Genomic DNA, 13,529 nt, shown 5'->3' on the forward strand with positions numbered 1-13,529 from the left:
GTCCGGGGGCACGGCCAGCGGTGGGGGAGCGGTCGGGTGGGACCCGGGGCGGGGGCCGGGGCGGGCGCCTGGAACCGAGGGGGGTCGCGGGGCGTTGATAGCTTTGGGCCGACACCCGGCGCCCGCGCCCGTTCCACAAGCTCGTGTCCCAGCTCGTCGCACCCGCACGATCCGGCGCCCTCGACCCAGGAGCCTTCACCCCGTGAATACTCTCGCGCTCGGCCCCCAGTGGCTGGACCCGGACTATCTGATCGCGACGTTCGGCCTGATCGGCGTCCTGGTCATCGTCTTCGCGGAGTCCGGCCTGCTGATCGGCTTCTTCCTGCCGGGCGACGCGCTGCTGTTCACCACCGGCCTGCTGGTCACGACGAACAAGATCACCCAGCCGCTGTGGGTGGTGTGTGTGCTGATCGTGCTCGCGGCGGTCCTCGGCGACCAGGCCGGCTACCTCTTCGGCCGCAAGGTGGGGCCGTCGCTCTTCAAACGGCCCGACTCCAAGCTGTTCAAGCAGGAGAACGTGGTGAAGGGCCATGAATTCTTCGAGAAGTACGGCCCGAAGTCGCTGATCCTGGCGCGCTTCGTGCCGATCGTCCGGACGTTCACGCCGATCATCGCGGGCGTGAGCCGGATGAACTACCGCCCCTTCATCACCTTCAACCTCATCGGCGGCGCGCTGTGGGGTGCGGGGGTGACGCTGATGGGCTCGCTGCTGGGCAACATCGCGTTCGTCCACAAGAACATCGAGATGATCCTGATCGCGATCGTGCTGATCTCGGTCGTGCCGATCGTGATCGAGTTCCTGCGCGCCCGCGGCAAGGCGAAGAAGGAAGCCCCGGCCGCCCCGGCCGGCCCCCGCCCGCACGGCGCGTCCCCCGCCGAACCGGCCCGGCGCGGCCGCCACGCCAAGCGCTGACCGACCGGCCCGGCACCACACCACCGACGCGAGCCCCCTCCGGCCTCCCCTCTCCCCCCAACGGGAGGGGACGGGCCGGAGGGGGCTTGTGTGTGGGCTTCGCTTCCGACCAACCACCACGGCGGGTCGGCCGGCGGCGTACGCGGACCCGCCCGCCACAGGCACGGCGGGCATGCAAGCATCGTGGGTAGGCGGCACAGTGCAGCGATTCGGCACAGCGCAGCGATACGGCACAGGAGGAGCGAACACCGTGGCGTCGGACCCACAACGCGGCCAGCGCAACAGCAACGGAAAGAGCGGCGACAGCGACGGAGGCCCCCGCGGCGGCAGGGGCGGCGCGGGCCACGAGGCGGCGGGCGAGGAGCGCAAGCCGGCCTCCGACGAGGCGCACAGCGCCTTCACGCCGCCGCTCGGCGTGCCGTACCCGCCGCTGCCCGAGGACGAGCACCCCACCTCGGAGTTCGCCCTGCCGGCGGGGCTGCGCCCGGAGCCGCCCGCCGAGCAGGAGGGCTCCGCGTTCACGCCGCCGGCCGGCACCACCACGGGCCAGACCCCGCTCCCGACGCCCGTGGGCGCGACCGCCATGGGCCTGGCCTTCACCCCGCCGCACGGCATCCCCACGGTCCGCCTCACCAAGGAGGCGCCGTGGCAGGACCGGATGCGCACGATGCTGCGGATGCCGGTCGGGGAGCGGCCGGTCCCCGAGCGCCGGGAGCGCGGCGACGAGGAGACCGGGCCGGCCGTCCCCCGCGTCCTCGACCTGACCCTGCGCATCGGCGAGATCCTGCTCGCCGGCGGTGAGGGCGCCGAGGACGTCGAGGCGGCGATGTTCGGCGTGGCGCACGCCTACGGGCTGGAGCGGGTCGAGCCGACCGTCACCTTCACCCTGCTGTCGATCTCGTACCAGCCGTCGCTGGTCGACGACCCGGTGACGGCCAGCCGGACGGTGCGGCGGCGCGGGGTGGACTACAACCGGTTGTCCGCGGTGTTCCGGCTGGTCGACGAGATCGCCTCCGAGGGGATCACCCTGGAGGAGGCGTACCGCGGGCTGGCCGAGATCCGCCGTAACCGGCACCCGTACCCGAGCTGGGCGCTGACGGTGGCCTCCGGGCTGCTGTCCGGTGCGGCGTCGATGCTGGTCGGCGGCGGGTCGCTGGTGTTCCTCGCGGCGGCGGTGGGCTCGATGCTCGGTGACCGGCTGGCGTGGCTGGCGTCCGGGCGGGGGCTGCCGGAGTTCTACCAGTTCGTGGTGGCCGCGATGCCGCCGGCGGCGGTGGGTCTGGCCTTCGGGCTCGCGCACTCCAGCGTGCAGGCGTCCGCGGTGATCACCGGTGGGCTGTTCGCGCTGATCCCGGGGCGGGCGCTGGTCGCCGGGGTGCACGACGGGCTGACCGGCTACTACATCACCGCCGCGGCCCGGCTGCTGGAGGTCGGCTATCTGATCGTCGGCATCGTCGTCGGCGTGCTGAGCGTGCTGTACATCGGGTTGCAGGTGAACCCGGGCCTGAAGCGGCTCAATCCGGAGCAGGCGCTGGGGGCGTACAACGAGCCGCTGGTGCAGACGCTGGCGTCGATGCTGCTGGCGCTGGCGTTCTGCGTGCTGCTCCAGCAGGAACGTCACACCGTGGCGTTCGCGACGCTGAACGGCGGGGTGGCGTGGGTGGTCTACGGCGCGCTCGCCAACGTCGCGGGGATCAACCCGGTGCCGGCCACCGCGATCGCGGCCGGTCTGGTGGGCCTGTTCGGGCAGTTGCTGTCGCGGTACCGGTACGCGTCCGCGCTGCCGTACGTGACCGCCGCGATCGGTCCGCTGCTGCCCGGTAGTGCCACGTACTTCGGGCTGCTCAACTTCGCCCAGGGGCATCTGCCGCAGGGGCTGACGTCGTTGGTGCAGGCGGCCTCGCTGGCGCTGGCCATCGCGGTGGGGGTCAACCTCGGTTCCGAGGTCGCCCGGCTGTTCCTGCGGGCGCCCGGGTTGCTGGAGGCGGGCGCCGGCCGCCGCGCGGCCAAGCGGACCCGCGGGTTCTAGCGGGCGGGCCCGCCGAGGGAAGAGGCCCCTCGGGGGGAGACACCCCCTGGGGGTGTCTCCCCGGTCAGGCCGCGCTCGCGGCCGGCAGTGCGCGCTTCGCGCCGCAGGCCAGGGCGCGCTTCGCGCCGTCGGCGAGCGCGGGCTTCTCGTTCTGCGCGAGGACGTAGAGGAGCGCCGGGTGCGTGGCGCCGAAGGCCAGCACGAAGCGGTTGAGTCCCATGAACTGCCCGATGCCCAGGTGGAAGAGGGTCATCGAGCCGAGCCAGGCCTTGGCCGCGGGCTTCGGCAGGACGAAGACCAGCGGGAAGCCGACCTCCGCGGCGACCGTTCCCCAGGTGATGAGCTTGCCCAGCATCGGGTACTTGTGCACGAGCTGGAAGATGCGCGGGTCGCCGTAGTTGTGCGTACGGATGACTCCGCTGAACGCCTCGCCGCTGAGCCACACCGGGGACACGAGCTTGACCACGCCGGACGCGACGTAGGAGATGGTCGTCTCCAGTGCCATGGCGCGCATGGCCACGTCGCGGGCCTTCTCACCGTCCTTGAAGGTGCCGGTCGAGGCGAGGACGACGTTGATCACCTGCTGGAGCTGGTCGGCACCGTCACCACCGAAGGGGGTGTGCAGCCGTCCGGCCGCGCCCGTCACGGCGAGGACGGCGCTGCCCGCCGTGCGTACCCCGCGCTTGTGGCCCCAGATCAGCGTGGCGGCAGAAGCACCCGCCTGCACTCCGTAGAGGGCGACCGCCGCCTTCTTGGAGCTGAGGGCGCGGGTCAGCCGGGGAAATCGCTTGGCGAACTTGGGGCGCATATTCGCCAGTTGGCCGCTCAGCAATTCACCGTCTTCGAACTTACGCGTCTGGCTCAGCATTTCCAGTGCGGAGACCAGCGTACCCAGCGAAGCCACTCGGCGTGCCGTGACCTCGGGCGGAGCGTCGAGGAACATGGATGGGTGCTCCTGATGATGTGATGCGAGTACGGTGGAATGGGAAGCGGCGGCACGGTATGCGTATCGGGCGTACCGTGCCGCCGCGTCTTTGATCAACCGGGGCTAACGGTGCCGGTCAGGCAGCACCGTCTGCCGGTCGGCTCAGCCGTGCTGGACGTTGTGCGTGACCTGGTTGAGCGCGATGGCGGTGGCGCAGGTGACCGCGATGCCGGCGGAGACGGCCTCGGGGGTCGCGACGGTGGCCAGCGGGGTCATCATGGTCGGCGCGGCGTCGGAGCCGATACGGCCCGGCTGCACGTCCATCAGGTTGGTGTTGGCGAATTCAGCCACAACAGACATTACTGTCCTCTTTCTCTCAGAAATCTCAGAGCGAGTTCTCCAGCCGTTCGGCGGGAGGGCGCGAACTCACGCGGTGCAGGGGCTTCCGAGTGAGCTCGCAGCTTCCGGCCGAGGGGGTTGATCGGCTCGCTAAGCCGCTACGGGAAACGCGGCCGCTTCAGGGGTGGCGTCACTGGCGTGGTCGCTCAGCGGGAATTGCAGGGAGACGAAGACCGGCTCGATCTCCCGGTCCCCGGGGGCCTTGAGGAACGACTGCATCAGCATGAACTGGCTGTGCGAGGCGCCCTCGGCATGGGGCAGATGGCGCTGGATGTAGCGGGAGAGCAGGCGGTAGCCGGACCCCAGCGTGACGAGGTGCAGTTCCGGTCCGAAGGCCACCGAGCGGCCGATGGTGTCCTGGCTCGCGTCGAACAGGGCCTTCGGGGAGCGGTTGCGGGCGTTCCAGGCCAGGGCGTACCACGGGCGGTCGCGGGTGATGGGCACTTCCTCCCATTCACCGGGCTCGCCGTCGACGATGTCCCGGTAGAGCAGGTGGTTGTCCTTGACTCCGGGGTTCGGCCCGAAGAAGCGCCAGTTCGGGACCGGTATCTGCCACCTCCCGCGCCGCAGGAGGTTGTCGAAGCGGTTCTCGGGCAGCTGCCCCGCCGCCGTCGCCACCAGCCAGGCGGCGAGCGACGCGGTGACGGCGACCGTCTTCACGCGCTCGGTGTTCACCTTCACGATCACGCCAGCTCCTCTTCCCGTTCCGCGGCACGCCTGCCGGCCGGGCGGTCCTTGACGGACTTCTCCCGCTCCGGGCCGGTCCCGGAGGGCGGTTCGCCGGCGATCACCTCCGCCACCTGTGCGGCGTGGGCCGGCACCGCGAGCACGGACTCGTGGTCCGAGCCGTCGATGAAGTGGTGCCGGGACCGCTTCGAGATGGCGGCGAGCCTGGCCTGGACCGCGTGGTGGGTGGCGTTGTCCCCGACGTTGTTCTCCGCGGTGACGACGGTCAACGGGCAGTCCAGGTCGGTCAGTTCGGGGAACGTCATGGCGTCCAGGTACTCCTGGCGGGCGGTGGCCCAGGCACGCGGGTGCGTCATGAACGCCGTGTAGCTCCGGTTGATCTGCGGGCGGTACTGCTTGTTCACGTTCTTCGCCGGGCGGAAGGCCGAGAGGCCGGCCCAGGCGTAGACCTGCTCCATCACCAGCGACTGGCGGGCCCACCGGTCGACGTTGGTACGGCGGGAGTGGCGCAGGCTGATCACTTCGGTGGCGTCGATCATGACCACCGCGGTCACGCCCTTCAGCGCGCCCGGATGCCGCGACGCGTAGGCCGCGACGAAGTACCCGCCCAGGGAATGGCCCGCCAGGACGACCGGGAGGTCGGCGATGTAGGTGTCGCGCAATTCCTGCAACAGCTCGAAGTGCCGGTGCAGACCGTATTGCGTGACCGGCGTGCTGAGCCCGTAGCCGGGACGGTTGAACCGCACGTATCCCATGTCGTCGGGAAGTGCGTCGCACACCCAGTCCCAGTATTCGTGGGGTGCGCCCAGGCCGTTGTCGAGCAGAACGACGCGCCGCGCCTGCGGAGGAATATGGACGGCGACCTCGACGAGGCCGCCGTCCGGCCTCTCGTGCAGCAGGTAGCGGCGCGCACGTTCGCGCCCACCGGTGAATCGCGTTACTGCGCCGGTCAGCAGGCTCGCGCCGGCCAGACCGGCCAGGCCGACGGCGAATTGGCGCTCAAGAGACGCCACATTCCCCTCCCCCGTGATTCGAAGTGGCTGTTGCCGAAAAACCTAACACGCGATTCCCGGATAAAATAACGAGTTAATTGACTCTTTGTGCCGGGTGAGTCCTGCCGCGGGGCAGCGGAACACGGATGCCCGCGCCGCGGCTGTGCTTGCGGAGTTCCATGTAGAGCTCGCCTATCGTGGCCTTCAGGTTGGCGATCTCCTGGGTGAGTTCGGCTATCCGGGAGGCATTCTCGGAGGTCTTGCCGCTCTCGCCGGCGAGGCCATTGCGGCCTCCCTCAATAAACTGCCGGCGCCAGTTCGAGACGGACTGCTCGGAGACTCCGGCCTCGCGAGCTGCTTCTGCTGCGGTCAGTTCACCGGTCACCACTCTCAGTACGAGAGCGAATTTCTTGTCGGCCGGCAATATCGGAGGACGTCCCACGTGCGACCCTCTTTCGTCATCCGTTTTCTCGGTGCTGCCCTCAGGGCTTGACGTAACAGCAGATGAACATCGGGGCGCGTTCGCTGTAGGGGCTGCCGTCCCAGTGCGCCAGATGGGATTCGGGCGTGAGGCCGGCCGCGCGGGCGTAGCCGTCGATGTCCTCCGGCGTGGTCAGCCGGGTGAGTTCGGAACCGACCCGGGTGGTGCCGTCGGCCTGGTAGAGGATGTGGGAGCAGTGCCACAGACCACCGTCGAGCAGGGTGGAGTGGGTCTGTACGCCGCTGCCGGGCTCCGGGTGGGGCATGAAGTAGGTGGTGCGGCTGAGGCCTTCGTGCAGGGCCACGACCGGCGGCTTGTTGTGCGTCTCGATGACGAGCCGGCCGCCGGGGGCGAGGAGGTCGGCCGCGCGTCGGACGGCCTGCTGCTGGTCCTCGGGAGTGGTGAGCACCGAAAGCGTCGCGCAGACGCAATACACCAGGGAGTAACGGGATTCCGAGGTGTAGGTGCGGATGTCGCCGTGTACCGGGGTGACGTCGCCGGCGCCGTCCGTCAGCTTGACGCGGAGCGCGTCCAGCATCTCCGGCGAGGAGTCCACGCCCGTTATGTGGCCGATCTTTTCGGAGAGCGGGAGGGCAATCCGTCCCGTTCCGACGCCGAACTCGAGGGTTCCCCCCTCGGGATCGGGATGGAGGGCCGCCAGCCCCTCGACGGCGGCGGCGGTAATCGCGTCGTCCGGAAGCAGTCGGTCGTACCAGCCGGCGAACTGGCGTCCGTAGCCTATGTCCTGGACTCCATTTTCCACCCGTGTTTCCCCTCTCTTCTGCCCCCACTGTCGATGCCCGGGGAACGTCAAGAAGACGAAGAGCGAGGCAAGGCGCGATACGTCACCAACGGGTGGCCGTACGGGAGAACCGCGGCCGGCTGCGTGGTTGGTCAGACCAGCAGCTGTGGTCGATCCCGCGATGACGTCTCAACGAAGTGTGGGGGGAGTAACTTTAGAACGAACGATATCAGCCACGTCAGCGGGCCCGCAATCGATTATCTGGCTCAATCCCCATGCCTCCAGGGCCGGTTGGGATTGGTTGACGCCGAAACAGATGAGTGTTCCTGCATTAGTTGGCAGGGCTGAATTGACGCGGTGTCGGCGAGAGTGACACGTCGGCTGCGGTGCGTATACCGAAACAATGCCGGAGCGCCGAGAGCGCCGCGAAATAGCCGGACATGCCGTGCACGCCGGGCCCCGGCGGGGTGGCCGAGGAACACAGGAAGACGCCGGGCAGCGGCGTGCGGTAGGGATCGAGGCGCGGCACGGGCCGGGCGATGCTCTGGTACAGCGTCATCGCGCCGGTGCCGATGTCCCCGCCCACGTAATTGGGGTTGTAGGTCTCGTACGACGCGGCGGCGACGGACCGGTGCGCGAGGACGGTGTCCCCGAAACCCGGGGCGTAGCGCTCGATGCGGGCCCGCACCAGCTCGAACGGGTCGGTGGGATCGCCGTTCGGCACGTGCGCGTACGCCCACACCGGGCGCTTCCCGGGCAGCGCGCGACCCGGATCGGTCGCCGCCGGGTCCACGACCAGGACGAAGGGCTCCCGGGTCCGGATCCGGCGGGCGGTCGCCGTCTCCTGCCGGACGATCTCGGCGCGGGTGCCGCCCAGGTGCACCGACCCGGCCCGGCCGACCGCGGGATCGGTCCAGGGGATCGGCTCGGAGACCAGGAAGTCGACCTTGGCGGCGCCCGGGCCGTAACGGAACCGCGCCAGGCCGCGCGCGTACGGGCGGGGCAGCCGGTCGCCGGCGAGCGCCAGGAAGTTCTTGGGGCTGGTGTCGAGCAACACCGCTCGTGCGCCGCCGAGTTGGTCCAGGTCCGTCACCTCGTGCCCGGTGTGGAAGACGCCGCCGTGCGCGGTGATGTCCGCGGCCAGCACCTCGGCGATCCGGGCGCTGCCGCCGCGGGGCAGCGGCCAGCCCGTGCCGTGCGCGAGGTGGCCGAGCAGCATGGCCACCGCGCCGCCCGCGAGGCTCGGCAGCTTGCCGACCGCATGGGCGGCGACACCGGTGAGCAGGGCGGCCGCCTCCTCGCCGGCGAAGTGCGCCGCGCCGAGCCCGGTGCCGTGCACCGCCACCCGGCTCGCCAGCAGCAGGGCTGCCGCGGGGTCCCCGGGCAGCCGGCGCTGCCCGTTCATGACCAGGTCGACGATGCCGTCGCTGTGCTCCAGCAGGGGCTCCATCAGCCGCCGCCAGCGCGGGCCGTCGGCGCCCAGGTGCGCGCAGGTCTCGGCCAGCGACCGGTACGCCAGGGCCGCGCGGCCCCCGTCGAGCGGATGGGCGTAGGCGATCTCGGGCTGCAGCAGCTCGACGCCGCGCTCCGCCAGGCCGAACGCCCGGAAGAACGGGGAGGCGGCGGCCATGGGGTGGACGGCGGAGCAGAGGTCGTGCGGCACGCCGCTGTCGAAGAGGGGCGCGGTGCGCAGCCCGCCGCCGATGGTCTCGGCCCGTTCGTACAGCGCCACCCGCAGGCCGGCGCGGGCCAGGACCACGCCGGCCGCGAGTCCGTTGGGGCCGGTGCCCACGACGGCCACGTCGGTGCCGTTCACCACTGCTCCTCGCTCCTGATGGGCCGGAGCCGGATGGTCTGTTCGTTGAGGGTGGCCGGCGGGAGCCCGCCGAAGGCCAGGGAGAGGGAGAGCGTCGTCTCCGAGTCGCGGGGGTGGTTGCGGTCCGGGACCCGGGCGGGGGCGCGGCCGCCGGAGTCGGCGTGCAGCTGGGAGCCGGCCAGTCGCCGGTAGAGCGCATCGCGGGTCATCAGGTCCTGGTGCCGGCCGGTGGCCCGGACCCGGCCGTCCTCCAGCACCACGATCTGCTCGGCGTCGATCACCGTGGAGATCCGGTGGGCGATGGCGATGACCGCGCAGTGCCGGGAGACCCGCTGCAGGACGTCGCGGAAGTCCCGCTCGGAGTCGGAGTCGAGGTGGGAGGTGGCCTCGTCCAGCAGCATGACCGCCGGCTTCTGCAGCAACGTGCGGGCGATGCACAGGCGTTGGCGCTGGCCGCCGGACAATCCGCTGCCCTGGTCGCCGAGTTCGGTGTCGAGACCTTGCGGGAGCTTGGCCACGACCTTGGCGAGCCCGGCCATCTCCACCGCCTGCCGGATGTCGTCCTCGCCGGCGTCGGGGCTGGCGTAGGTGAGGTTCTCCCGGACGGTGCCGCGCAGCGCAGCGCTGTCCTGCTGGACGTAACCGACCAGCCCGCGCAGGGCGTCGAGGGGCAGCGCCTCGATGTTCCGGCCGCCGACCAGGATGCTGCCGCCGCTGGCCGGATAGAAGCGTTCGATCAGCTGGAACAGGGTGGTCTTGCCCGCGCCGGACGGTCCGACGACGGCGGTGAGTCCGCGCGCCGGGACGTGGAACGAGACGCCGTGCAGGACCGGGGACCGCTCGCCCTGGTCCCCGCGCTCGTAGCCGAAGCGGACGTCGCGGAACTCGACCGCCGCCCGGCCGTGGGCCGCCAGCACCATCGGCGCGGCGCGCCCGGCGTCCGCCGTCCCGCCGCCCTCCTGGGGCATGTCGGCCAGCTCGTCGACCTTCTGGATGGCGGCCCGGCCCTGGACGAACTGGCCGACCGCCATGAAGAACATCACCAGCGGGGACACCAGCTGGAACAGGTACATGATGAACGTGGTCAGGGCGGCCATGGTCATCTCGCCGCGGGCCACCCAGGCCATGCCCACCCCGACGACGACGGCCAGCGCGCCCTGCGTGCCCACGTTCATGGACGGCGTCAGCAGGGCGCCGTAGGCGGTGCCCCGGATGCCGGACCGCCGGGCGTTCCCGGCCAGCGCGCCGATGCGGTCGGCCTCACGGGACTCGGCGCGGGACGCCTTGACCGTGGGCAGGGCGGAGAGCACGCGCTGGACGGCGGTGCCGAACGCGCCGATGTCGTCGCGGTTCTCCAGCGCCACCTTGCGCAGCTTCCGGGCGAGCAGCAGGGAGACCACGCTGGCGGCGCCGAGACAGCCCAGGGTGATGACCATCAGCCCCGCGTCGATGCAGAACATCAGCACCACGCCGCCCAGCACCGTGACGCCACTGGTGATCAGCTGGGTCAGGCTCTGCGAAAGGGCGATCTTCACCAGAGAGGTATCGGTGACCGTGCGGGTGAAGATATCGCCCTGCGGCCGTTTCCCGAATGCGGTGAGATCGGCGCGCAGCAGACGTTCGGTCAGGAGCCGGCGGACGTCGAAGACGATGTTCTCCCCGGCCCGGCCGATGACGTAGGCCTGGAGAGAGGTGAGCAGCGCGCCGGCGCAGAAAAGCGAGACGAGCCAGGTGATGGGGGCGCCCAGCGATTCGCCGCGGCCCGCCGCCTCGATCAGCCGGCCGATGGCCACCGGCTGGGTGAGCGAGGCGGCCACCCCCGCCAGGCCCAGTGCCACGCCCGCGACCAGCAGCGCGGTGTGCTGTCTGAAGACCGTGGCGACCAGTCCCGCGCGTGTGGTCCTGCCCCTCTGGCTTGCGCGGCCCACGCGATGTGCCATGAGTGCTCCCCCCGCTTTGACGACGGTCACGCGGTGCGTGACCCGGAGAACCGCCTTGCCTATTGGGGTGCTCTCGTCAAGGTGGCGAAGCTAGCATCGCCGCGCGCTGTCAACTTAGGGGTTAATTGGCCGCCGGGAGCGCGGTGCGCGGAATAGGCGGGGCCTATGCGGGGCCGCCGTAAGTTAATTTATCTGCCGCTTATTTGGCGATGATCACGGAGCAGCCGGGCGCGGCACGCAAACTTTACTCATTGCTTCCCGCTTTTTACCGGAGAACGGGAATTTCTCCGCGCGTCGCCACGCACACCGGCCGGCACAAACCCCCGGCACAAACGGACGAAGGGCGGCACCCGGTTGGATGCCGCCCGTTCGCGTACGAAATTCACCGGGCGCCGACCTGCGCCCGGGTGCTTCGATCAGTGCCCGCCGTGCGCCTCGGCGCGCTTGTACGAGGCCTCGATCTCGGCCTCGGCCTCCGCGCGGCCGACCCAGTTGGCGCCCTCGACGGACTTGCCCGGCTCCAGGTCCTTGTAGACCTCGAAGAAGTGCTGGATCTCCAGGCGGTCGAACTCCGACACGTGGTGGATGTCACGCAGGTGCTCCACGCGCGGGTCGGACGCCGGGACGCACAGCAGCTTGTCGTCGCCGCCGGCCTCGTCCGTCATCCGGAACATGCCGATGGCGCGGCACTTGATGAGGCAGCCGGGGAAGGTCGGCTCATCCAGGATGACCAGGGCGTCCAGCGGGTCGCCGTCCTCGCCCAGGGTGTTCTCGACAAAGCCGTAGTCCGCCGGGTAGCTGGTCGAGGTGAAGAGTCGACGGTCCAGGCGGATCCGACCGGTCTCGTGGTCCACCTCGTACTTGTTCCGCGAACCCTTCGGGATCTCGATGGTGACGTCGAACTCCACGGGTGGCTCCTCCATGATCAACACATACGTCTGGTGATTAAGTGTCCCCCACGCAGGTGTGTGGTGGCGAAAGGGGCTGGTCCGAGGTGCCGGAGACCAGGAAATGGCAGGTCAGATGGCAGTCGGCGCAGCGTTCGGCGCAGCGCACCGCACGGGAGGCGGCCGACGCGGCCGGGCGCTCGGCCCGGGCGGCGGCCGGCACCGTACGGCAGGCCTGGCAGGACACCCCGCGGCACACCCGGCAGACCTGGCGGCTGACGGCGGTCTCCGCAGCCACCGGCCTGACGGCCGCGCTCGTCGCGGTGGCGGCGGCCGGCCCGTGGGACTCCGGTCAGCGTACGGCCGAGCGGGCCGAGGCGGCGGTGGTCGACGGATCCAGTGGTGAGCATCACGCCGCCGAGCCCGACCGCCCGGCGCCCAGCGCCGCGCCCGTCCTGCCCGCGCTCGGCGTCCGCCCCGCCGCGGGCGCCGGCCGGGGCGCGGCACCGGTACCGACCGGCGCCGGGCTCGCCGACGCCCTCGCGCCGCTGCTCAAGGACCCGGCGCTGGGCCCGCTGCGCACCGCCTCCGTGGTGGACGTCGCGGCCGGCCGCGAGGTCTTCGGCTCCGGCCAGGGCAAGGCCGCCACCCCGGCCTCCACGGTCAAGCTCGCCACCGCCGTCGCCGCGCTGTCCGCCCGCGGCCCGGAGCACCGCATCGACACCACCGTCGTCACCGCCGGCAAGGACCGCATCGTCCTGGTCGGCGGCGGCGACCCCACGCTCACCGCCCGCGCCCCGCAGCAGACCGCCGCCGAGCAGCCCGCGAACCTCCGCACGCTGGCCGACGCCACCGCCCGCGCGCTCAAGCGGCGCCACCTGACCACGGTGGGCCTCGGGTACGACGCCTCCGCCTACTCGGGGCCGGTCGACCACGCCTTCGGCCCCGACGAGAACCTCGCCCCCGTCACGGCGCTGATGACCGACGAGGCCCGCCTCGACGACAGCGACCACGGCCCGGCGCCCCGCGACGCCGACCCCGCCGGGACCACCGCCCGCACCTTCGCCGACCTCCTCCACGAGCGCGGCATCACGATCGACGGCACCCCGAAGGGCGCCAAGGCACCCGCGCACGCCGAGCGGCTGGCCGCCGTCCACTCCCTCCCGCTCTCCTCCCTCGTGGAGCGGATGCTCACCTACAGCGACAACGACATCGCCGAGGCGCTGGCCCGGCAGGCCGCGCTCGGCTCCGGCCAGCCGGCCAGCTTCGCGGGCGCCGCCAAGGCCGTCCACGACGCCCTCGCCCGCCAGCACCTGCCGCTGGCCGGCGCGGTCTTCAAGGACGGCAGCGGCCTGGACCGCGGCGACAAGGTGTCCGCCGCGCTGCTCTCCCGCCTCCTGCTGCAGGCCGCCGCGCCCGACCACCCGGCCCTGCGGTCCGTGGTCACCGGCCTCCCGGTGGCGGCCTTCACCGGCACCCTCAGCAGCCGCTACACGGGCCAGAGCGCGGGCGCCGGCGCGGTCCGCGCCAAGACGGGCACGCTCACCGGCGTCAACACCCTCGCCGGCACGGTCGTCGACGCCGACGGCCGCCTCCTGGTCTTCTCCTTCATGACCACCGGCACGACGGATGCGCCGGGCGCGCAGCGGGCACTGGACAACTTGGCTTCTGCGGTGGCGAATTGCGGTTGTCGTTGACTTCCCACGTACTTGGCCGTC

General features: G+C 71.2%; 12 protein-coding genes. 3 read left to right on the top strand and 9 right to left on the bottom strand.

Annotated features, from left to right (window positions below):
* Window positions 1-202 precede the first annotated feature (202 nt).
* Complete coding sequence (locus tag V2J85_RS24990) at window positions 203-913, top strand: DedA family protein (RefSeq protein WP_261956407.1); 711 nt, start codon at window positions 203-205, stop codon at window positions 911-913.
* Window positions 914-1,163: 250 nt separating this feature from the next.
* On the top strand, window positions 1,164-2,942 hold the full coding sequence (locus V2J85_RS24995; protein WP_261956406.1) for a threonine/serine exporter family protein: 1,779 nt from the start codon (window positions 1,164-1,166) through the stop codon (window positions 2,940-2,942).
* Between the two features lie 64 nt (window positions 2,943-3,006).
* Here V2J85_RS24995 and V2J85_RS25000 read toward each other — a convergent pair whose 3' ends face one another.
* The 9 genes from V2J85_RS25000 to V2J85_RS25040 form a co-directional block, all read right to left on the bottom strand.
* The gene (locus V2J85_RS25000) at window positions 3,007-3,885 is read right to left on the bottom strand and encodes a hypothetical protein (protein WP_261956405.1); all 879 of its coding nucleotides are present in this window, start codon (window positions 3,883-3,885) and stop codon (window positions 3,007-3,009) included.
* A 144-nt stretch (window positions 3,886-4,029) separates the two neighbouring features.
* The gene (locus tag V2J85_RS25005; RefSeq protein ID WP_261956404.1) at window positions 4,030-4,227 is read right to left on the bottom strand and encodes a linaridin family RiPP; all 198 of its coding nucleotides are present in this window, start codon (window positions 4,225-4,227) and stop codon (window positions 4,030-4,032) included.
* A gap of 129 nt (window positions 4,228-4,356) precedes the next feature.
* A complete protein-coding gene (locus tag V2J85_RS25010; RefSeq protein ID WP_330822768.1) occupies window positions 4,357-4,953 on the bottom strand; it encodes a hypothetical protein in 597 nt (198 codons plus the stop codon).
* Window positions 4,950-5,966, bottom strand: a complete 1,017-nt coding sequence (locus tag V2J85_RS25015) for an alpha/beta fold hydrolase (protein WP_261956402.1) — start codon at window positions 5,964-5,966, stop codon at window positions 4,950-4,952. Before V2J85_RS25015 ends, V2J85_RS25010 begins: the two co-directional genes overlap by 4 nt.
* Before the next feature lie 73 nt (window positions 5,967-6,039).
* Entirely contained in the window at window positions 6,040-6,387 is a 348-nt protein-coding gene (locus V2J85_RS25020; protein WP_261956401.1) for a helix-turn-helix domain-containing protein, read from the bottom strand.
* 40 nt (window positions 6,388-6,427) lie between these two features.
* Window positions 6,428-7,189 (bottom strand): class I SAM-dependent methyltransferase, encoded by a 762-nt coding sequence (locus V2J85_RS25025; RefSeq protein WP_261956400.1) that lies wholly within the window; start codon window positions 7,187-7,189, stop codon window positions 6,428-6,430.
* Window positions 7,190-7,499: 310 nt separating this feature from the next.
* A complete protein-coding gene (locus V2J85_RS25030; protein WP_261956399.1) occupies window positions 7,500-8,984 on the bottom strand; it encodes a phytoene desaturase family protein in 1,485 nt (494 codons plus the stop codon).
* Window positions 8,981-10,924, bottom strand: coding sequence for an ABC transporter ATP-binding protein (locus V2J85_RS25035; protein ID WP_261956398.1), 1,944 nt, complete (start codon window positions 10,922-10,924; stop codon window positions 8,981-8,983). The genes V2J85_RS25030 and V2J85_RS25035 overlap by 4 nt, the downstream gene beginning before the upstream one ends.
* Before the next feature lie 416 nt (window positions 10,925-11,340).
* Window positions 11,341-11,832 carry an inorganic diphosphatase gene (locus V2J85_RS25040; RefSeq protein ID WP_261957505.1) on the bottom strand — a complete coding sequence of 164 codons (492 nt, stop codon included), beginning with the start codon at window positions 11,830-11,832 and terminating at the stop codon, window positions 11,341-11,343.
* Window positions 11,833-11,918: 86 nt separating this feature from the next.
* On the opposite strand from V2J85_RS25040, the gene dacB reads away from it, so the two are divergent.
* Complete coding sequence (gene dacB / locus V2J85_RS25045; protein ID WP_330822771.1) at window positions 11,919-13,508, top strand: D-alanyl-D-alanine carboxypeptidase/D-alanyl-D-alanine endopeptidase; 1,590 nt, start codon at window positions 11,919-11,921, stop codon at window positions 13,506-13,508.
* The last annotated feature ends 21 nt before the right edge of the window (window positions 13,509-13,529 follow it).

The sequence above is a fragment of the Streptomyces bugieae genome (genome assembly GCF_036352915.1).
Taxonomy (GTDB): domain Bacteria; phylum Actinomycetota; class Actinomycetes; order Streptomycetales; family Streptomycetaceae; genus Streptomyces; species Streptomyces endophytica.

Bases quoted from the DNA above. Each gene is read 5' to 3' on its own strand.
- V2J85_RS25000 (WP_261956405.1), bottom strand. From the start codon at position 3,885: ATGTTCCTCGACGCTCCGCCCGAGGTCACGGCACGCCGAGTGGCTTCG.
- V2J85_RS25005 (WP_261956404.1), bottom strand. From the start codon at position 4,227: ATGTCTGTTGTGGCTGAATTCGCCAACACCAACCTGATGGACGTGCAG.
- V2J85_RS25035 (WP_261956398.1), bottom strand. From the start codon at position 10,924: ATGGCACATCGCGTGGGCCGCGCAAGCCAGAGGGGCAGGACCACACGC.